The 17,634-nt window shown below is 48.7% G+C and carries 22 protein-coding genes and 2 pseudogenes; 20 read left to right on the forward strand and 4 right to left on the reverse strand.

The features are described from left to right. Nucleotides 1-86: 86 nt before the first annotated feature. From ATH33_RS13990 to ATH33_RS04745, 9 genes and pseudogenes are all read left to right on the forward strand, one after another. A pseudogene (locus ATH33_RS13990) lies at nucleotides 87-742 on the forward strand (sigma-54 interaction domain-containing protein); the annotation flags it as partial. 163 nt (nucleotides 743-905) lie between these two features. After that, a pseudogene (locus tag ATH33_RS04710) lies at nucleotides 906-1,343 on the forward strand (GntP family permease); the annotation flags it as partial. Between the two features lie 26 nt (nucleotides 1,344-1,369). Further along, a complete protein-coding gene (locus ATH33_RS04715; protein WP_121874162.1) occupies nucleotides 1,370-2,137 on the forward strand; it encodes a 3-hydroxybutyrate dehydrogenase in 768 nt (255 codons plus the stop codon). A gap of 100 nt (nucleotides 2,138-2,237) precedes the next feature. Continuing rightward, complete coding sequence (locus tag ATH33_RS04720) at nucleotides 2,238-2,714, forward strand: PaaI family thioesterase (RefSeq protein WP_049720458.1); 477 nt, start codon at nucleotides 2,238-2,240, stop codon at nucleotides 2,712-2,714. A 12-nt stretch (nucleotides 2,715-2,726) separates the two neighbouring features. Continuing rightward, a complete protein-coding gene (locus ATH33_RS04725) occupies nucleotides 2,727-3,152 on the forward strand; it encodes an NUDIX hydrolase (RefSeq protein WP_049720457.1) in 426 nt (141 codons plus the stop codon). Between the two features lie 73 nt (nucleotides 3,153-3,225). After that, on the forward strand, nucleotides 3,226-3,750 hold the full coding sequence (locus ATH33_RS04730) for a hypothetical protein (protein ID WP_049720456.1): 525 nt from the start codon (nucleotides 3,226-3,228) through the stop codon (nucleotides 3,748-3,750). A 187-nt stretch (nucleotides 3,751-3,937) separates the two neighbouring features. Beyond that, nucleotides 3,938-4,723 (forward strand): ABC transporter substrate-binding protein, encoded by a 786-nt coding sequence (locus ATH33_RS04735; RefSeq protein WP_369792452.1) that lies wholly within the window; start codon nucleotides 3,938-3,940, stop codon nucleotides 4,721-4,723. A 39-nt stretch (nucleotides 4,724-4,762) separates the two neighbouring features. Next, nucleotides 4,763-5,422, forward strand: a complete 660-nt coding sequence (locus tag ATH33_RS04740; protein WP_052186703.1) for an amino acid ABC transporter permease — start codon at nucleotides 4,763-4,765, stop codon at nucleotides 5,420-5,422. Then, nucleotides 5,419-6,144 (forward strand): amino acid ABC transporter ATP-binding protein, encoded by a 726-nt coding sequence (locus tag ATH33_RS04745; RefSeq protein ID WP_037995623.1) that lies wholly within the window; start codon nucleotides 5,419-5,421, stop codon nucleotides 6,142-6,144. The genes ATH33_RS04740 and ATH33_RS04745 overlap by 4 nt, the downstream gene beginning before the upstream one ends. Before the next feature lie 47 nt (nucleotides 6,145-6,191). On the opposite strand, the gene ATH33_RS04750 is transcribed toward ATH33_RS04745, so the two are convergent. Further along, on the reverse strand, nucleotides 6,192-6,695 hold the full coding sequence (locus ATH33_RS04750; RefSeq protein WP_037995621.1) for a GAF domain-containing protein: 504 nt from the start codon (nucleotides 6,693-6,695) through the stop codon (nucleotides 6,192-6,194). A gap of 195 nt (nucleotides 6,696-6,890) precedes the next feature. Between ATH33_RS04750 and ATH33_RS04755 the strand changes: the two genes are divergently transcribed. From ATH33_RS04755 to ATH33_RS04770, 4 genes are all read left to right on the forward strand, one after another. Further along, complete coding sequence (locus ATH33_RS04755; protein WP_037995618.1) at nucleotides 6,891-8,006, forward strand: aminopeptidase; 1,116 nt, start codon at nucleotides 6,891-6,893, stop codon at nucleotides 8,004-8,006. Between the two features lie 30 nt (nucleotides 8,007-8,036). After that, nucleotides 8,037-8,519: a PTS sugar transporter subunit IIA gene (locus ATH33_RS04760; RefSeq protein WP_037995616.1), complete on the forward strand. Its 483-nt coding sequence runs from the start codon at nucleotides 8,037-8,039 to the stop codon at nucleotides 8,517-8,519. A gap of 95 nt (nucleotides 8,520-8,614) precedes the next feature. Continuing rightward, nucleotides 8,615-9,658 carry a M42 family metallopeptidase gene (locus tag ATH33_RS04765; RefSeq protein WP_121874163.1) on the forward strand — a complete coding sequence of 348 codons (1,044 nt, stop codon included), beginning with the start codon at nucleotides 8,615-8,617 and terminating at the stop codon, nucleotides 9,656-9,658. 91 nt (nucleotides 9,659-9,749) lie between these two features. Further along, nucleotides 9,750-10,229, forward strand: coding sequence for a PaaI family thioesterase (locus ATH33_RS04770; protein ID WP_037995611.1), 480 nt, complete (start codon nucleotides 9,750-9,752; stop codon nucleotides 10,227-10,229). 154 nt (nucleotides 10,230-10,383) lie between these two features. Here ATH33_RS04770 and ATH33_RS04775 read toward each other — a convergent pair whose 3' ends face one another. After that, nucleotides 10,384-10,752 (reverse strand): hypothetical protein, encoded by a 369-nt coding sequence (locus ATH33_RS04775; RefSeq protein ID WP_037995608.1) that lies wholly within the window; start codon nucleotides 10,750-10,752, stop codon nucleotides 10,384-10,386. 129 nt (nucleotides 10,753-10,881) lie between these two features. Here ATH33_RS04775 and glsA point away from each other — a divergent pair, with 129 nt between their 5' ends. Both glsA and ATH33_RS04785 read left to right on the forward strand, forming a co-directional pair. Beyond that, nucleotides 10,882-11,793: a glutaminase A gene (gene glsA, locus ATH33_RS04780; RefSeq protein ID WP_037995606.1), complete on the forward strand. Its 912-nt coding sequence runs from the start codon at nucleotides 10,882-10,884 to the stop codon at nucleotides 11,791-11,793. 119 nt (nucleotides 11,794-11,912) lie between these two features. Continuing rightward, nucleotides 11,913-12,212, forward strand: a complete 300-nt coding sequence (locus ATH33_RS04785; RefSeq protein ID WP_232357323.1) for an Fpa/YlaN family protein — start codon at nucleotides 11,913-11,915, stop codon at nucleotides 12,210-12,212. 46 nt (nucleotides 12,213-12,258) lie between these two features. On the opposite strand, the gene cax is transcribed toward ATH33_RS04785, so the two are convergent. Next, on the reverse strand, nucleotides 12,259-13,323 hold the full coding sequence (gene cax / locus ATH33_RS04790) for a calcium/proton exchanger (RefSeq protein WP_049720452.1): 1,065 nt from the start codon (nucleotides 13,321-13,323) through the stop codon (nucleotides 12,259-12,261). 193 nt (nucleotides 13,324-13,516) lie between these two features. On the opposite strand from cax, the gene ATH33_RS04795 reads away from it, so the two are divergent. Together ATH33_RS04795 and ATH33_RS04800 are read left to right on the forward strand one after the other, a co-directional pair. Beyond that, nucleotides 13,517-14,335 (forward strand): NYN domain-containing protein, encoded by an 819-nt coding sequence (locus ATH33_RS04795; protein WP_049720451.1) that lies wholly within the window; start codon nucleotides 13,517-13,519, stop codon nucleotides 14,333-14,335. Nucleotides 14,336-14,405: 70 nt separating this feature from the next. Further along, complete coding sequence (locus ATH33_RS04800; protein WP_037995602.1) at nucleotides 14,406-14,786, forward strand: Asp23/Gls24 family envelope stress response protein; 381 nt, start codon at nucleotides 14,406-14,408, stop codon at nucleotides 14,784-14,786. Between the two features lie 44 nt (nucleotides 14,787-14,830). On the opposite strand, the gene ATH33_RS04805 is transcribed toward ATH33_RS04800, so the two are convergent. Then, the gene (locus ATH33_RS04805; RefSeq protein WP_037995599.1) at nucleotides 14,831-15,184 is read right to left on the reverse strand and encodes a YugN family protein; all 354 of its coding nucleotides are present in this window, start codon (nucleotides 15,182-15,184) and stop codon (nucleotides 14,831-14,833) included. Between the two features lie 134 nt (nucleotides 15,185-15,318). On the opposite strand from ATH33_RS04805, the gene ATH33_RS04810 reads away from it, so the two are divergent. The 3 genes from ATH33_RS04810 (at nucleotide 15,319) to spoVAC (ending at nucleotide 17,629) form a co-directional block, all read left to right on the forward strand. Next, nucleotides 15,319-16,521 carry a M20 metallopeptidase family protein gene (locus tag ATH33_RS04810; RefSeq protein WP_049720450.1) on the forward strand — a complete coding sequence of 401 codons (1,203 nt, stop codon included), beginning with the start codon at nucleotides 15,319-15,321 and terminating at the stop codon, nucleotides 16,519-16,521. A 44-nt stretch (nucleotides 16,522-16,565) separates the two neighbouring features. After that, nucleotides 16,566-17,009, forward strand: a complete 444-nt coding sequence (locus ATH33_RS04815; RefSeq protein WP_037995596.1) for a CBS domain-containing protein — start codon at nucleotides 16,566-16,568, stop codon at nucleotides 17,007-17,009. Between the two features lie 137 nt (nucleotides 17,010-17,146). Beyond that, nucleotides 17,147-17,629, forward strand: coding sequence for a stage V sporulation protein AC (gene spoVAC / locus ATH33_RS04820; RefSeq protein ID WP_231564600.1), 483 nt, complete (start codon nucleotides 17,147-17,149; stop codon nucleotides 17,627-17,629). Nucleotides 17,630-17,634: the final 5 nt, after the last annotated feature.

Consider the following 17,634-nt stretch of genomic DNA (forward strand, 5'->3'; position numbering starts at 1 on the left):
AGGGGAGAATATTTTAAAAAATTGGGAATCCGATACCGTTTTGATGATATTGCGGGAAAAAGCGAAGCCATGCTCCGGGTAAGGAAATGGCGCGGAAAGTGGCTTGGAGTGATTCCACGGTTTTCATCGGGGGCGAAAGCGGAACCGGAAAAGAAATGTTTGCCCATGCCATCCATTTTGAAAGCCCGAGACGGGGAAAGCCGTTTATTAAAGTCAATTGTGCCGCCATTCCGGAAAGCCTGGTGGAATCGATTTTGTTCGGGTATGAAGAGGGGGCGTTACCGGAGCTTCCCCGGGAGGCAGAAAGGGAAAGTTTCTCCTCGCGGAGGGTGGCATGATTTTTTTGGATGAGATCGGGGAACTTCCTCTCACCATGCAGGCAAAACTGTTGCGCGTGTTGCAGGAAAAAGAAGTGGAGCCGGTGGGATCGGCTCATCCGGTTCCGGTCAATGTCCGGGTGTTGGCAGCCAGCAACCGGGATTTGGAAGAGATGGTCAGGGAAAAGCGGTTCCGGTTGGATTTATTTTACAGGCTTCATGTGATTTCCTTACAGATTCCCCCGTTGCGCAAGCGGAAAGAAGACATCCCGGACCTGGCACAGATCCTGCTCAGGGAATTATCGGCGGATCTGGGGATTTACGCAAGCCGGATCACGCCGGGAGCCATGGGATGCCTGTTGAATTATGACTGGCCCGGAAACGTCCGGGAATTGCGAAATGTCTTGGAGCGGTCGATGCATCTGATGGATGGGGACACATTGGATGTGAAACACTTGCCGTATCACCTGCAGAAAAAACAAGGATGCCATGACGGGAAATTTTCCTTGAAGTCCGCCGTGGCCCGGGCGGAAAAAGAAGCGATCCGGCAAGCATTGAAAGCTGCGAACGGAAACCGGAATTTGGCCATTGGCGATCATGAATACAGCCTCGGAAGTGGGGTTTGGAAATGTGATTGCCGGCTTGCCGGAGTTTCAGTCGATTACCCGTGCCCTGTTGTCGATGGACGTGAATCCCCTTTTTTCCGAGGCATTGTCCATCAACATTCTGGCCGGCATCACCGGGTCCGCATCCGGCGGGATGAGCATTGCCCTTGACATCATGGGGCAAAAGTATCTGGAGCTGGCCGCAAGCATCGGGACGGATCCCGAAGTGTTGCACCGGATCGCTTCCATGTCGGCCGGCGGCATGGACACATTGCCCCATAACGGGGCGGTCATCACCCTTCTGGCGATCTGCGGATTGACGCATCGGGAAGCGTATCCGGACATTTTTGCGATCACGGTGATCAAGACGTTGGTTGTTCCGCTTATGATCTTGTTGACCATCGCGACGGGAATTTATTAAAAATTTTTTCAAGAGGAGGATACCGGATGGCGGAAAGAACGGTGATTGTGACAGGCGCTGCCGGAACGATCGGGCGGGCCATTGCCCGGGCGTTTGCCGGAGAAGGAGACTTTGTGGCGGTCTGGGATGTAAAGAAAGAAGCGGCTGAATCGGTGGCGGAAGACATCCAAAATGAAACGGCCGGATCGGCCAAAGGCTATGCGGTGGATGTGACCAGCGAAGAGCAAATCAAGCAAAACACCAAGTTGCTTGTGGATGAACGGGGCAGCATCGATGTGATTGTCAATAATGCCGGATTGCAACATATTGATCCGGTGGAGCATTTCCCACTCGAAAAGTGGAATCATTTGTTGGATGTGATGTTGACCGGTCCGTTTTTGTTGATCAAACATGTGTTGCCGGTGATGAAAAAACAGAAGTACGAGCGGATCATCAATATTTCGTCCGTGCACGGAAAGACCGCTTCCCCCTTTAAAGCGGCCTATATTTCAGCCAAACACGGATTGGTGGGGCTGACCAAAACGGTTGCTTTGGAAACCGCCGATTACGGCATTACCGCCAATGCGATCATGCCCGGCGCCGTGGATACCCCGCTGGTGCAAAATCAACTGGAGAAATTGGCCTCGGAAGAAGGGATCACAAAACAGGAGGCTTTGATGAAACATTTGTTGAACAAACAAGCCGTCAAACGGTTTATCCGCCCGGAAGAAGTGGCTGCTTGTGCGGTTTATCTTGCTTCGGATCCGGCCGGGGCGGTGACCGGAGAGACCATTTCCGTATCGGGCGGATGGTGACAAAATTTCCCCGTCTTAAAAAGGCGGGGATTCTTGCGTCCTGCGGGTGGTTTCGTTAAGATAATAGAAGAAAAATCAAGATATGAACCGAGGAGCAACGATGACGTTAGAAACTTTATACCAAGAACTGCAGGATTTAAATCCCGGTGAAATTGAAACCATACATAAACTGGTTCAAGCTTTGAAACGCACAAGGGTCAGCCCGCTGGCATATATTGAGGAAGTCATGAACTTTCAAGCGACGGGCTACGATGAACAGAAAAATGCGTACATTCACCGCATGTGCATCACAGATGAATTGAAAAACCGCTACAAAATCTTGCATGGCGGCATCACCGCCACTTTTATCGACACGGCCATGGGATCCACCATTTTTCAAATGGAAGGGAAAGATGCCCGGGTCGTGACCCTGGACTTGAATGTTCATTTTTTGGCACCAGGCCAGGAAGGCTGGCTGACTTCCGAAACGCAAGTGATCAAAAAGGGAAAAACGACCATTATTTTGGAAACCAAAGTGTTCGATGAGCGGGAAAAGATGATTGCCACAGCTTCCTCAACCTTTTTCCGTTTGAAGTAGGCGGGGATTTTTATGACAAAACCTTACAAAATCGTGGCAAAAGCGATTATTTTTCATGAAGGCCATGTGCTAATTTTGCGCAAGTCGCTGGAAGAACGCCTGGCCAAAGACACTCACGGTTGGGACTTTCCGGGAGGCGGTTTGGAACCGTGCGAACCGATCATGGATGCGTTGGCCCGGGAAGTGAAGGAAGAAACCGGTTTGGAAGTGAAAGTGGTGGCACCGGCATATATATACGATGAGATCCAGGAAGAAAAGCATTTGATCATTGTTAAATTTGCCTGTGACCAACCCACGGGAGATCTGACTTTAAGTGCAGAGCATGACCTTTACCGTTGGGTTTATCTGGACGAACTGGACGAGGGAGAATATCCGGAATGGATGAAAGAAGAGATCCGCCGGGCTTATCGGATTTACACCGATTTTCGCGGTCTTTGAATCTTGGAACAAGAACAGAGAAGTCCTCTGGTTGTGAAACCGGGGGATTTTTTTGGGATGGGAGGAAACGGACATGCTTCGTGTCAATCTTCGTTTGGCCATGTTTTTTGTGTTCTGTGGCGTTTGTGGCGTGTTGTTGGCAGGATGCGCGGATCAGCCGGAAATGGGAACGGGCACGGTGGTTGGAAACGAAAAGAAAGTGATGATGCTGGAAGAAACCCATCTGCTCGAACTCCGGGAAGATGAACAAAAGATTTATGATCAGTATAAGAGCAAACCGGTGGAAGATTTGAAACAGATCGATCCCATTGTTGCGGCCAAGCTGTATCTCCACGCCGTTTTGAACCATGATGAAGAGATGGAGGAATTGTTGTCTGTCAATAAAAAGCCCGGGGACCACCAGAAACTGATCCAAAAGGTGAACAGTATGAAACGGGTGTTGACCGGAGTGACAAAAGTGAAGTTTGTCCAACTTGATGACCATACGGGTTACGTCGAGTATCCGCTGATGGGCGAAGATGCCAGCCGGTTTCAAATGGTGAAAAATGAACAGGGAATATGGAAAGTGGATACAAGCAGTTTGATTGAATCCTCTTGATTTGTTCCCGGAATCTTGCAGCCACCCTGCGTTACGGGTGGTTTTTTTATTGATCTTTATGAAATCTAACATTATAAATATAAAGTTTTATGGTTTAAAAATGCAATAGAACGGGAAATACATAACGCATATCGGGAATAAGGTTTGGATTTTTTATCTGTTGTATTGAAAAAAGGAGGTTTTTGTGATCCGTTTCCGTTGGTTTTCTTTTTTGGGCATGGTTTTTTGTTTTCTGTTTTTCACTGCTTGTGTGCCGGACCGCCCCGAAGGCCGGTTTACTTTGGAAGAAGGAACGTTTACCTTTGCGATGAGCGGTCTGTATAAACCGTTCAACTATCATGACACCCGACAGGGAGGAGAATTGACCGGATTTGATGTGGAGATCGGGAAGGCATTGGCCAAAGAAATGGGATTGAAACCCAATCCGGTTGCCACGCCTTGGGAAACCATCATTGCCGGTTTGCAAATGAGAAAATATGATGCCATCATCGGCAGCATGGGGATTACCGAGAAGCGAAAACAAGCTGTTGATTTTACGATCCCTTATTACCGTTCGGGTGCGCAAATATTTGTGTCCGCTGAGAACACGTCCATTCGTTCGGCGGATGATTTGAAAGGAAAAATCATCGGGGTGATGAAGGCGTCCACTTTTAAAGAGGTGGCATCCGGCTACAGTTCCGATCTCGTGGAATACACCAGCGACATCACCGCTTTGCAGGATTTGCCGACCGGGCGTCTGGATGCCGTCATTACCGATCAGGCCGTCGGGTTGTATGCGATGAACCGGATGAATTTCCCGATCAAAGATGTCGGTGAGCCGCTGACACAAGACGAGATGGCCATTGCCGTGCATAAAGGGGATAAAGAATTGCAGCAAAAGTTAAATCAGGCTCTTGAAAAGATCATCCGGGACGGGACGTATGACCGGATCAGTCACAAGTATTTTAATCGGAATCTTCTGGAAAATGAATGAAATAGATGTGAAGGGGTGACTTTCAACAGAAACATGGAGATCATGGAAATTTTCCAAGTGACGTTTGCTGGCTTTACCAAAGCCGCTTGGCAAACCGTTCAGTTAACGTTTTGGTCCTTGCTTTTGGGAACGGCGATTGGCTTGGTGTTTGCATTTTTCAAAATTTCCCGCAATGCCGTTTTAAATGGAATTGCAACGGTTTATATCACGGTGATTCGCGGGACGCCGCTGATTGTGCAGATTTTTGCCATTTACTTCGGCTTGGCGCAACTCGTGGTGTTGGATTCGTTCACGGCCGGGGTGTATGCGCTGGCCATCCATGCCGGAGCCTATATTGCGGAAATTTTCCGCGGCGCGATTCAATCCATCGACAAAGGACAGATGGAAGCGTCCCGTTCCCTTGGCATGACTTATCCGATGGCCATGCGCCGGATTATTTTGCCGCAGGCTTTTCGCCGTTCCATTCCTTCCTTGGGGAACCAGTTTATCATCGGGTTGAAAGATTCTTCCCTGGTGGCTTATATCGGCGGAACCGAGTTGTGGGCCACGGCTTTGGGAGCGGCGGCGGATAATTTTAAGCAGTTTGAGACTTATTTGATTAACGGGTTTTATTATTTGGCATTGGTTTTGATTTTTACATTTCTGCTGCAGTGGGTGGAGAAGCATTTGGATGTGGAACAAAGGAGTGTCCGTGCTTGATTCAGGTGAAAAAGTTGAACAAGTCGTTCGGAGGAGTGCAGGTGTTGAAGGATGTCAATTTTAAAGTGGAAGAAAGCGAGGTGGTTGTTTTCATCGGGGCCAGTGGTTCGGGAAAGAGCACATTGCTCCGTTGCCTGAATTTTTTGGAGAAACCGGACGGAGGCGAAATTTGGTTCAAGGGAAAAAAAGTGGAGCCGAAAAAAAAGAATCTGAACCGGATTCGCCAGGAAGTCGGCATGGTTTTTCAGCATTTTCACCTTTTCCCGCATCGGACAGTTCTTCAAAATCTGATGGAGGCCCCGGTTCATGTGAAAAAAGTTCCCAAAGAAGAGGCCGAGCGTTTGGGACTGAAAATGTTGGACAAAGTCGGGTTGCGCGAAAAAGCCCATGTCTATCCTTACGCTTTATCCGGCGGACAAAAACAGCGGGTGGCGATTGCGCGGGCCTTGGCGATGCAGCCGAAAGTCATGCTGTTTGACGAACCGACTTCCGCCCTGGATCCCGAATTGGTGGGGGAAGTGTTGACCGTGATGAAAGAACTGGCTCAAGACGGGATGACGATGGTGATTGTCACCCATGAAATGGGATTTGCGCGTGAAGTGGCCGATCAGGTGATGTTCTTGGATCAAGGGGTGATTGTGGAATCGGGACCGCCGGAACAAATTTTTGAATCCCCGAAAGAAGAAAGGACCCGGCAGTTTTTAAGCCAGGTTTACAATTGAACGGGAAAGGTTTGAAAACCCCGGGTTGGAGACAACACCGGGGTTTTTCAGTTTGCAAGGAGCGGACTCCAGTCCGTTTTTTGGATTATGATTTCGGCGTACTTTTCCAGCTGGGCCAGATCTTCCTCATCAAAACGGGCTTCCTTCGGGCTGTCAATATCCAAGACGCCGATGATTTTTCCGTTTACCGACAAAGGGATGACGATTTCGGAACGGCTGTCGGCGTCACAAGCGATATGTCCGGCAAACTCCAGGACGTTTTTCACCAGTTGCGGCCGCTCCTCTTTGACAGCGGTTCCGCATACGCCTTTTCCGACGGGGATCCGGACACAAGCCGGTTTGCCCATGAAAGGACCCAAGACCAATTCGCCGTCTTTCATCAGGTAAAAGCCGGCCCAGTTAATGTCAGACAAGGAATGAAATAAATGTGAGGCGGCATTGGATAAATTCGGAAGCCAGAAGGTTTCTCCTTCCAACAGGGCGGACAGTTGTTGTTGCATGGATTCATAACGCGTGGTTTTGTCTCCTTTCACTTCTTCAAAAGCAAACATTGAATGCCCTCCATTTCTCCGGTCGTGATCGGTGAGACCGGGTGATTTCATGTTTTCGCAGGTATGGTTCCCATTGTACACCGGACCGGCGGGGATGAAAAGATTGTACGCTTTGGGCAAAGAAGTGTTAGAATATAAAAATGACAAGAAACAGATGCAACACAATCGACATTGAACCATAAAGGGGATGAAGAAATGCGTGATTCACGTGTTTTGAAATTGGCCGAAATTTTGGTGAACCATTCTTGCAAAGTCCAACCGGGGGAAAAAGTCCTGATTGATGTATTCGGCAATGAACGGGAACTGGCCCGTGCATTGATTGAGGAGGTTTATAAAGCGGGCGGGCATCCGTACGTGCAGCTCAACGACCAGATGATCACCCGTGCGCTTTTAATGGGAACTTCTGAAGAACATATGGAAACGTTAACATACCATGCGCTCGAACAGATGAAATCCATGGATTGTTACATTGGGATCCGGGGCAATGACAATGTGAGTGAGCTGAGTGATGTTCCCGAAGAAAAAATGAGATTGTACATGAGCCTGTTTAATCACCGGGTACATAGCGAGCAACGGGTGAAACACACGAAATGGGTGGTTCTCCGTTATCCCAACGCGTCCATGGCACAGCTGGCCAACATGAGTACGGAGGCTTTTGAGGATTACTATTTCCGTGTATGCAATGTGGATTATGAACAAATGTCCAAAGCCATGGATCCGCTGGTGAAACGAATGGAGCAAACGGACGAAGTGCGGATTGTGGGCCCGGGAACGGACCTCACCTTCTCCATCAAAGGAATTCCGGTGGTCAAATGTGCAGGGGAAATGAATATTCCCGACGGGGAAGTGTTCACCGCTCCGGTCCGCGATTCGATCAATGGCGTGATTACGTTCAACACCCCGTCGGTATATCAGGGAGTCACCTTTGAAAACATTTCCTTTGAGCTCAAAGACGGTAAAATTGTGAAAGCGACCGCCAATGACACCGAGCGGTTAAACCAAATTTTGGACACCGATGAAGGAGCCCGCTATGCCGGGGAATGGAGTTTGGGTTTGAATCCGCATATCCATCATCCGATGAAGGACACCTTGTTTGACGAAAAAATCAACGGAAGTTTCCATTTTACTCCGGGACGGGCTTACGATGAAGCGGATAACGGCAACCGCTCGGCCATTCACTGGGATCTTGTTTTGATTCAACGGCCGGAATACGGCGGCGGAGAAATTTATTTTGACGGCGAACTGATTCGCAAAGACGGGCTCTTTGTAGTGGACGATTTGATTCCGCTCAATCCGGAAAATCTAAAATAAACAAAATGGATCAAAGAGAGGGGCAAAAAAATGTTCTTTTGGAAGAAAAAAAAGAAAAGCATTGAAGTTTATTCCCCGATGAACGGACGGTTTGTATCATTGGATGAAGTGCCGGACCAAGTTTTTTCCCAAGGAATGATGGGAGAAGGATTTGCGGTGGATCCGGTTGGCGGGGAAGTGGTTTCCCCGGTCGATGGCAAAGTAATTCATGTTTTCCCGACAAAGCATGCCATCGGTTTAAAAACAGCGGATGGCCTGGAAATTCTGGTCCACATCGGCATTGACACAGTGGAGTTGAACGGTGAAGGATTTGAAACCTTTGTCAGCGAAGGCGATTCGGTCAAAGTTGGGCAAAAATTGTTAAAGGTGGATGTGGATTTCTTGAAGGGGAAAGGAAAATCGCCGGTTTCGCCGGTGGTTTTTCCTCAGTCAGCCGAATGGAAGATTGAATTTAAAGAGCAAGAAGATTTAAAAGCAGGAGAAACCCATGTTGCAAGCGTAGAAAAAAAATAAAGAGAATCAGCGGCCAAGAGGAAGAGGCTTCCTTCTCATTTAGTCAGATGGAAGGGGAAGCCTCTTTTTTCTAAAAGCTCAAGGGGGAATGAATCATGAATTTTCCGGAAGAACAAGTTTTAACCACCCTGGTGGAATTGATGCAAATTCAAAGTCCTTCCGGCCATACCGACCATGCGATTGAATATGTCACCCGCCGGTTGACCAAGGCGGGAATGCAGCCGGTGTTCACCAACAAAGGAGGGGTGTTTGTCACCATCAAGGGAGAAAACGACACCCAACACCGGTTTGTGACAGCCCATGTGGACACGTTGGGTGCCATGGTGAAAGAGATCAAGGAAGACGGGCGCTTAAAATTGAGCAAAATCGGCGGGTTTGGTTGGTTTTCCGTGGACGGGGCCTATTGCTTTGTGGAGACGAGAAAAGGAAAGGTGTTTACCGGAACCATCCTCGCTTCCCATACGTCGGTTCATGTTTATCATGATGCCGAAAAACAAGAACGCTCCGATGAGAACATGGAAGTCCGGCTGGATGTGCGGGCCGGCTCCCGGGAAGAGATTGAGGCGCTTGGCATCCGGGTGGGGGACTTTGTTTCATTTGACCCGTCCGTTGTCCAAACGGATACCGGTTTTGTCAAAGCCCGCCATCTGGATGACAAAGCCAGTGTGGCCGTCATGCTGGAGCTTTTAAAACATTTGAAAGAATCCGGGGCGAAACTGCCTTATACCACCCATTTTTATTTCAGCAACTTCGAAGAAGTGGGCTTTGGGGCGAATGCCGGGATCCCGGTCCCTGTTTGCGAATACGTGTCGGTTGACATGGGGGCGACCGGGGAAGGGCAGGCATCGGATGAATTTAGCGTGTCCATTTGTGCCAAAGACGGTTCGGGCCCTTATCATTACGGGTTGACCAATCATTTGATCCGGCTGGCCGAGGAGCATCACATTGCTTATCAAGTGGACATTTATCCGCATTATGCTTCTGATGCCAGTGCCGCCGTCCGGGCAGGGTATGATGTGAAGCATGCCTTGATCGGCCCGGGGGTGGATGCTTCTCATGCTTATGAACGGACGCATCGGGATGCTTTGGAAAACACATATCTGCTTTTGTATCATTATTTGCTTTCAAACATGGCGTGAACCGGGTTTGTGAGCCGTGGGCCGTGCGGTTTTCTCAGGACAGCTTGTTTTTGAAACGGGATCATATTTGCAAGTAAAGGAGAGAGAAAAGGTGGATCTCAGGAAGGAACTGGACAGGATTCTCCGGGACGGCAACGATGAGGAAAGGGAAATTTTATCTTTGGCTGTACAGGCCATCCGGCAAAAAAGGGATCGTGACAGTGCCTATTTGTCCGGTTTTATGGGGTTGAAGGGTGAATTCATCGGTGAGGATGAGTATCAGTTTTCCGTTCCGATCACTCCGTTCATGTTGAATAAAGCCGGCATTGTCCATGGAGGCATCACGGCTACACTGGCCGATTCAACGATGGGATCATTGATCAACCGGCGGCTGTCGGACAAATACCAGGGAGCCGTGACGGCCGAAATGAAAATCAATTATTTGTCGCCGGGAACGGGCGAACGGATCATTTCCAGAGCCAAATTGCTGAAGATGGGAAGCCATTTGGCAACCGCCACTTGTGAGATCAAGAATGAGAAAAATCAATTGATCGCGCATGCATCGGGAACCTTTTTCATGATTCGAAAATAAGAAGAAACTTTTTGGCGGTACGGAAGAGGGATGGACGACGGCGGATGTTTAAAAGAGCCATACCGCCATTTCCGGTGATGTGATAAAACAGAAGAACGAGGGGGCCGAAAAAAGGCCTCCTCGTTCGTTTTCCTGAGGGAATTGAGCGGGCGGGTCATTCCACCACTTCGAGATGCGTCAGATAATCGACCGGCTGATCCTTGTTGCTGCCGTCTGCCAAATACAGAAGCGCCGGACCTCCTTCCCGGATTGGTTTGTTGTCTTTGGCAAAGCACAAATAAGCTTTTTTCGCTTCTTCCATGGAAATGACAACATCTTCGCCCTGACGGCGGCGACAAATCAACTTGGTGGCTTTTTCGGAAGGCTCGGCATTGGCCAGAAACGGGGCCAATTCGACAGCCAGCCCGCTCACTCCGTCCAGACGCTCCTCAAGAGGGAAACGGCGCTCATCAAAAATCCAAATGGTTGGATCCAGATGAATGGTATATTTTACATCTCCGGTTACTTGAATGACGGAATTCATCATGATCACCCAAACGAATTGAATTTTATAACGTTTTCATTATATCGAAGATGAAGCGGAGAATAAAATAACAAATGCTGAATCGGACATGATAATTCATAAAAGAACTTCGGAAAGAAGGAAGCCGATATGCAAAAATTACTGGAGCGTTTGATTGAAAAACATCTGCCCACAACCCGGTATGGCAAGTGTGCCGAATATATTCCCGTATTGGCCGGGCAGGATCCGTCCCAGCTGGGGATCACCGTTGTCACAAAGGACCAAAAAGTGTATCAGGCCGGACGGTTTCCGAAACGCTTCACGCTGCAAAGCATCTCCAAGGTGATTGCATTGATGCTCGCGGTAATGGATAACGGGGACCGCAAAGTTTTTTCCAAAGTGGGAATGGAGCCCACCGGCGATCCTTTTAATTCCATATATAACATGGAAATGATGAAGTTGAAAAAGCCGTTAAATCCGATGATCAATGCCGGGGCGTTGGTGGTGACCTCCCTGATCAAAGGGAGAACGGCACGGGAAAAGACGGGGCGGATCATCCGGCTGATCGAGGAAATGACAGGAAGCAAAGGAATTGAAGTGGATGAAGAAGTTTTTCGTTCCGAATATGAATCGGCGCACAGGAACCGGGCACTGGCCCACTTGTTGAAAGAACTCAACCTGATCGACCGGGTGGAGGAAACATTGGAAGCCTATTTGCTTCAATGCTCGATTCAGGTTACCTGTGAAGACCTGGCCAAAATCGGATTATGCCTGGCCCGGTACGGACAAACCTTTGACAACCGGATGGTGGTTCCGGTCTATGTTTCCCGAATGGCGAAAACCTTTATGGTGACATGCGGCATGTACAATGAGTCCGGGGAATTTGCCATCAAAGTGGGAATACCGGCAAAAAGCGGGGTCTCGGGAGGCATTATGGCTTCCGTGCCGATGGAAATGGGAATCGGAGTGTTCGGTCCGGCCCTGAACGAAAAGGGAAACAGCATCGGGGGGGTTGCGTTATTGGAAGATCTTTCGAGGGAATTGGATTTAAGTATTTTCTAATAACGGGATTCGGTATTTTACAAACGGAGGGGGTCATGATACACTAACTTTAACGCAGGGAATACGGGCCGTTTTAAGCAAACCAATTGCAATGACGGCGGTCGATGGAGGGGTTTGCTTTGACCATACCAACACAGACCGATTTGAGTTACAAGGCTCTGCAATTACTCAGAGAAGATGCAGATAAAATCGCTCAACTTATTTCCGTACAGCTTGACAATCTCACCTTGCCAAAATGTCCTTTATATGAGGAAGTTCTAGATACACAAATGTTTGGTTTATCAAGGGAAATTGATTTTGCCGTCCGGGCAGGATTAATCGAAAAAGAGCAAGGGCAACAAATCATTCATGATCTGGAACGGAAATTAGCTGATTTTTATTCGAAAGTTTTGCCTAAGTCTAATGATAATAAGTCATAGATGAATAGACTCCTTTGAAAAAGAGGAGTCTTTTTTCTTTTTGGATTCAGGCGACAAAAAAGACCGCGCCCAAGATGAAATAGACAATCAGCAGCAAAACCCCTTCATACCAGTTGGTCGCCCCGTCCCGGGAAATGGATGCGGTGATCAATGCAGAGACGGCAATGGCCGCAATTTCATGATGGGTGAAGAGGATGTCCATGGGATTTTGAAACAACCGGCTCACAAAGATTAAGACGGGGGCCACAAAGAGACTGATTTGCAGGCTGCTTCCGATGGCAATTTCCACGGCCGCCCCCATCCGGTTTTTCATGGCCAGAAAGATGGCTGCGCTGTGTTCGGCTGCATTTCCGATGATCGCAATCAGAAAAGCGCCGACAAATAATTGGGACCATCCGAGGGTGTGAGCGACGGCTTCGACGCTGTGCACAAGCCATTCACTTTGAATTGCCACAAAAACCGTGGAAATGAAAAGAAGGAGGAGGGAAATTTTCCCGGACCAAACCGGTTCCTCTTTTTCTTCTTCCCGGTCCGGCAGACCATCCACGGCGTCCCCCAATTCATCTTTGTGCGTGACAAGAGAGAAATAAAGCCACAAAAAATAGCCGGCAATCAGGAGAAAAGCAATGACCATGCTGATAATCCCGACCTCCCGCTCCCCGAGAGATTGGATAAAGGCGGCCGGGATAAACAGGGCGATCACGGAAAGCATCATCAGGGATGCATTATGGCCGGCAAGTTCGGAATTAAAGCGCTGGGTTTTATGTTTCATCCCTCCGAAAAGGACACTCAGTCCCAGCACCAACAGCAAGTTTCCGATCACCGAACCGGTGATGCTTGCTTTGACCATGTCGAAGTATCCTTCTTTCACCAGAAAAATAGCGATGATCAATTCAGCCGCATTGCCGAAGGTGGCATTTAACAGTCCCCCCAACCGTTCCCCGGCATAATGGGCCACATTTTCCGTTGCTTTTCCCAACAACGCAGCCCACAGCAAAAGAGAGAAGGAAGCTGCAACAAATTGGATGAATTGGTTGCCCCAAAAGTAATGAGCCCCTGCGCTGAGCAAGGTGGAAAGAATCAATAAAGGATAAAACCATTTGTTATTCAATCCTGCGCACCCCTCATTCCATAAGATGTGAGTTTATGTTGAACAAAAAACGATTTTGTCATACGGAAACGCAAAAAAATGTCAAATCCTATCAAAGTATCTGTAAGACGATTTCGAAAGTTTATGGCAGGAAATCTCTGTAAAAAATCGAAATAATTGAACATACTCCATTTTATGAAGGGAGGGACGTTCGATGACTCCCGTGTCCAAGGACATAGCGATATTTATTGATCTGGAAAATGTGTATTACGGACTCAAAAAGTATCATATGGACCCGGATCACCCGGATGAGACTCATAATTTATTTTTGCGTCTGCAAGAACATTACGGACGGGATGCCATCCGCCTCATGGAAGCATATGCGGATTTTGAGCAATTGGATTTGTCCATGATGAGCCTGCAAAAAAAACGGGTTCACATCCATCAGGTGTACGGGAACGGGCGAAACGGCCGGGAACGGAAAAATGCGGCGGACATTCAGTTGTGTTTGGATGCCATGGAAGTGTTATATGAAATTCCCGAAATCAACACGTTTGTAATCGTCAGTGCGGATCAGGACATGATCCCGCTTTTGGACCGCTTGTGGTCGAGAGGAAAGCAGGTTGAACTTTTTTGCCTTTGTGATGAAAGTTTATCCCGAACCGCTCAGTTGCATGAGTTTTGTGACCAAACCCACAATCTCTTTGAATTTTTGAATATTAACGAATTTCAGAATCTGACGCGGCTGGATCGCCTGATTCATAATGCGGTGGTGCAAATTTATGAATGGTATCATGATCCCAACAATATTGGAAAGAGTTATGGAAGCACGTGGATCAAAAATGATTTTATGCGTAAATTCCACTTGGACGAAATGGAAGCGAACCAATTGTTTACGAAGCTTTTAAAAGGGAAATTTATTGTTCCTGTAGAAATTGAGATGGAAGATAAAACATATTATGGTTATAAGGTGAATCTCAACCATTCTCAGGTGCAAACCATGGTGAAAATCGCCGGGTATAAGGTAAGTTGACCGGATTTCCGCCGGACGGTTGTGCTAAACTATAACCGGGGGCCATTCTGACGACAAGGGGGGATGATGCGTGGCTGAAGAAACCAATCAAGGGTCGATCCGGATTGCCGACGACGTGGTTGCCGTGATTGCTGGACTGGCGGCAGGCAAAACCCATGGAATTGCCAGCATGTCAGGCGGGATGGCTGAAGGGTTCGCCAAACGGGTGAGCGGGAAGAACATCACCAAAGGCGTGCAAGTCGAAGTGGGCAATTTGGAAGCGGCCATTGATTTAAGAGTCATCGTGGACTATGGCCAACCCATTCACAAAGTATGCCGGGAACTCCAACAAAATGTGAAAGAAGCCGTGGAAACGATGACGGGCTTACATGTGGTTGAAGTCAATGTCAAAGTGGACGGCGTCCATATAAAGGAAACGGCTGTCCAAGCCGGTAACGGGGAGTTGCGTTGAAAAAGAGGGTGAAGCCAAAGCACCCTCTTCTTTTGTCCAAATCTTTATTTTTTCTCTTCCAGCAAAGCTTTTTCCAAATCATTCAGCAGTTGTTGGACTTCTTCTTTTAATTCTTCCGGGACTTCGGCAGTGTCATCCAGGCCGTGCGGGAAGAAGTGACGGGAAAATACGGGAGTGCCCAGCTCCAGCAATGCTTTCGGGTGTTCCAAACGTTTATCGTTCACGACATCTCCGCTCAGACGCAGGTAGTAACTCACGCCATTGGCTGACAATTTGTAATCGTACGTGACCCGTTCATAATCCCAGGACCAGCGGACAAATCCCAATTTTTTCATTAATTTTTCCATTTCGCCGAATTCTTTTTTGATCCCTTTGGTTTTACTGTCATAAAAAATCATTCATGTGCGCCTCCTTTGTATTGGCACCGTATTCAATCCTTTTTTATCATAGTACGAACGCTTTGACAAAGCAACCGGACAAAGGGGCATAAAGGAGGAGCGAAAAAGGGAAGAGAGGAGTGCCGAGAGGACAGATGAAAGAACGATTGGACCGTCTTTTTCCCCTCATGAAAAAGTGGCGCCGGCATTTTCATCAATATCCTGAACGTTCTTTTCAAGAGCGGGAAACATCCGAAAAGGTGGCTGGCTATCTGAAAAGTTTAAATCTGGAGGTCAAAACGGGAGTCGGCGGGTACGGCGTGACCGGTTTCCTCAAAGGAAAAGGAGAAGGGCCCACGGTCGCATTGCGCGCGGATATGGATGCTTTGCCGATTCAGGATGAGAAAACGTGCGAATACCGCTCGACCGTTCCGGGAGTGATGCATGCTTGCGGGCATGACGGGCACATGGCCATGTTGATGGGAGCAGCCGCTTTGTTGTCAGAGTTGCGTGAAGAGTTGCGCGGAAATGTTTTGTTTCTTTTTCAACCGGCTGAAGAGTTGGTTCCCGGAGGAGCCAAAGCCATGATTGAAGCCGGGGTGTTGGAAGGAGTGGATGTGATTTACGGGGCCCATTTGTGGACGCCTCTTCCCCTCGGCACGGTCGGGTCCCGCCCGGGAGTGTTGATGGCGGCGGCGGATGCGTTCCGGATTGAGATCAAAGGGCGGGGCGGCCATGCCGGATTGCCGCATGAATCCGTTGATGCGGTGCAAATTGCCGCTCACTTGGTGGTTCATTTGCAATCCATTATCAGCAGGGAAGTCAATCCCTTGGAACCGGCAGTGATTTCAGTGGGAATGATCCAGGCGGGGCAAACTTTCAATGTGATTGCGGAACATTGCCGGTTGGAGGGCACCGTGCGCACATTCAATGAAGAAGTCCGCCGGTTGATTGTGCGCCGGATGAAAGAAGTCACTGAGTCCACTTGCCGCATGTATGGGGCCGATTGCGAATTTTACTATGAGTGGGGGTATCCCGCCGTTTCCAACGAGTCCCGGCCCGCACGGGAATTAATGGACGAAGCGCGAAAGATTGACGGAGTTTCCTGCGTGAAGGAAATGGAACCTTTAATGGCTGGTGAAGATTTCAGTTATTACCTGAAGGAACGTCCCGGCGCCTTTTGCTTTATCGGGGCGGGAAATGATCAGGATTTTCGGTATCCGCACCATCATCCGATGTTTGATTTTGATGAAAGGGCCATGAAAATCGGGGCCGAATTATTGACCCGGACGGCCTTGAGGGAAATGGGGCTGGAATTGGAGGAAATAGGGAAAATTCCCGGGCAGTGTCAGGAATGAGTTGTCCCTCCCTGGCAAAGGATATAACCCAAGGGGGGATTCTGATGCATACTTTACGCGAAGTCATGTCGACCAACGTTGAAGCTGTGTCGCCGCAGGACAATGTGTATGAAGTGGCAAACAAAATGCGCGGTTCCAATGTCGGGATGATACCGGTTGTGGAAAACGGAGAGTTAAAAGGCGTGATTACAGACCGGGACCTTGTAACACGGGGAATTGCAGACAAGAAGCCGAATTCCAGTTCCGTCAGCGACATTATGTCCACCAATCTTGTTTATGGTACACCGGATATGACGGTGGATGAAGCCGCTGAATTGATGGCAAGAGCGCAAGTGAGACGTTTGCCTGTGGTGGAAAACAATCGTGTGGTCGGAGTTGTTTCGATCGGGGATCTGGCGGTTCAGCCGGAGTTCCAGGATGAGGCCAGCCAGGCTTTGAACGAAATCTCCGAAACGCACAATCCAAATGCATCCAATGACCTCCAGTGAGTTTGTGCCATGTTGCCGGTGAAACGCCGGCGGCATGGTTTTTTGCATGCTTTTTACATGGGAATCCGGGTGCATAAAGTGGGCGAAAAGGCCGCAATCTAAAAGAAGATACTGGTTGAAAAAGGAGCGAAGAAAACGTGAGCGAAAAGATTTCGTCAGCCAATGTGGATAAAAAATCCCAAAAAGCGTATCAAAAACTGGCAAAAAAACATCAACCGCGGCCCAATGTGCTGAAAAACTGTGTGAAAGCATTTGTGGTCGGAGGAGCCATTTGCATGCTGGGCCAAGGGCTGTCGCAAATGTATGTCAAGTGGTTTGGGTTTCCGCCGGAGAAAGCCGGAAATCCAACAGTGGCCACATTGGTTTTTATTTCCTGTTTGTTGACGGGGTTGGGAGTATATGACCGGATCGGTCAATGGGCAGGAGCGGGAACGGCCGTACCGGTGACCGGCTTTGCCAATTCCATTGCTTCAGCCGCCTTGGAGCACCGTTCCGAAGGGTTTGTGCTGGGAGTCGGCGGAAACATGTTCAAACTGGCCGGTTCGGTGATTGTCTTTGGAACCGTTGCGGCGTTTTTCATCGGCATCATTCACTACTTTTTCTTTCATTGGATCAAATGATCGGG

The organism is Thermoactinomyces vulgaris (assembly GCF_003688725.1).
Classification (GTDB): domain Bacteria; phylum Bacillota; class Bacilli; order Thermoactinomycetales; family Thermoactinomycetaceae; genus Thermoactinomyces; species Thermoactinomyces vulgaris.

What these genes read in the sequence shown, in the direction of transcription:
- ATH33_RS04775 (WP_037995608.1), bottom strand. Translation starts at nt 10,752, where the DNA reads ATGAATTCCGTCATTCAAGTAACCGGAGATGTAAAATATACCATTCAT.
- ATH33_RS04760 (WP_037995616.1), top strand. Translation starts at nt 8,037, where the DNA reads ATGTTCTTTTGGAAGAAAAAAAAGAAAAGCATTGAAGTTTATTCCCCG.
- ATH33_RS04765 (WP_121874163.1), top strand. Translation starts at nt 8,615, where the DNA reads ATGAATTTTCCGGAAGAACAAGTTTTAACCACCCTGGTGGAATTGATG.
- ATH33_RS04750 (WP_037995621.1), bottom strand. Translation starts at nt 6,695, where the DNA reads ATGTTTGCTTTTGAAGAAGTGAAAGGAGACAAAACCACGCGTTATGAA.
- ATH33_RS04730 (WP_049720456.1), top strand. Translation starts at nt 3,226, where the DNA reads ATGCTTCGTGTCAATCTTCGTTTGGCCATGTTTTTTGTGTTCTGTGGC.
- ATH33_RS04725 (WP_049720457.1), top strand. Translation starts at nt 2,727, where the DNA reads ATGACAAAACCTTACAAAATCGTGGCAAAAGCGATTATTTTTCATGAA.
- ATH33_RS04715 (WP_121874162.1), top strand. Translation starts at nt 1,370, where the DNA reads ATGGCGGAAAGAACGGTGATTGTGACAGGCGCTGCCGGAACGATCGGG.
- ATH33_RS04805 (WP_037995599.1), bottom strand. Translation starts at nt 15,184, where the DNA reads ATGATTTTTTATGACAGTAAAACCAAAGGGATCAAAAAAGAATTCGGC.
- ATH33_RS04815 (WP_037995596.1), top strand. Translation starts at nt 16,566, where the DNA reads ATGCATACTTTACGCGAAGTCATGTCGACCAACGTTGAAGCTGTGTCG.
- ATH33_RS04755 (WP_037995618.1), top strand. Translation starts at nt 6,891, where the DNA reads ATGCGTGATTCACGTGTTTTGAAATTGGCCGAAATTTTGGTGAACCAT.
- ATH33_RS04810 (WP_049720450.1), top strand. Translation starts at nt 15,319, where the DNA reads ATGAAAGAACGATTGGACCGTCTTTTTCCCCTCATGAAAAAGTGGCGC.
- ATH33_RS04720 (WP_049720458.1), top strand. Translation starts at nt 2,238, where the DNA reads ATGACGTTAGAAACTTTATACCAAGAACTGCAGGATTTAAATCCCGGT.
- glsA (WP_037995606.1), top strand. Translation starts at nt 10,882, where the DNA reads ATGCAAAAATTACTGGAGCGTTTGATTGAAAAACATCTGCCCACAACC.
- ATH33_RS04795 (WP_049720451.1), top strand. Translation starts at nt 13,517, where the DNA reads ATGACTCCCGTGTCCAAGGACATAGCGATATTTATTGATCTGGAAAAT.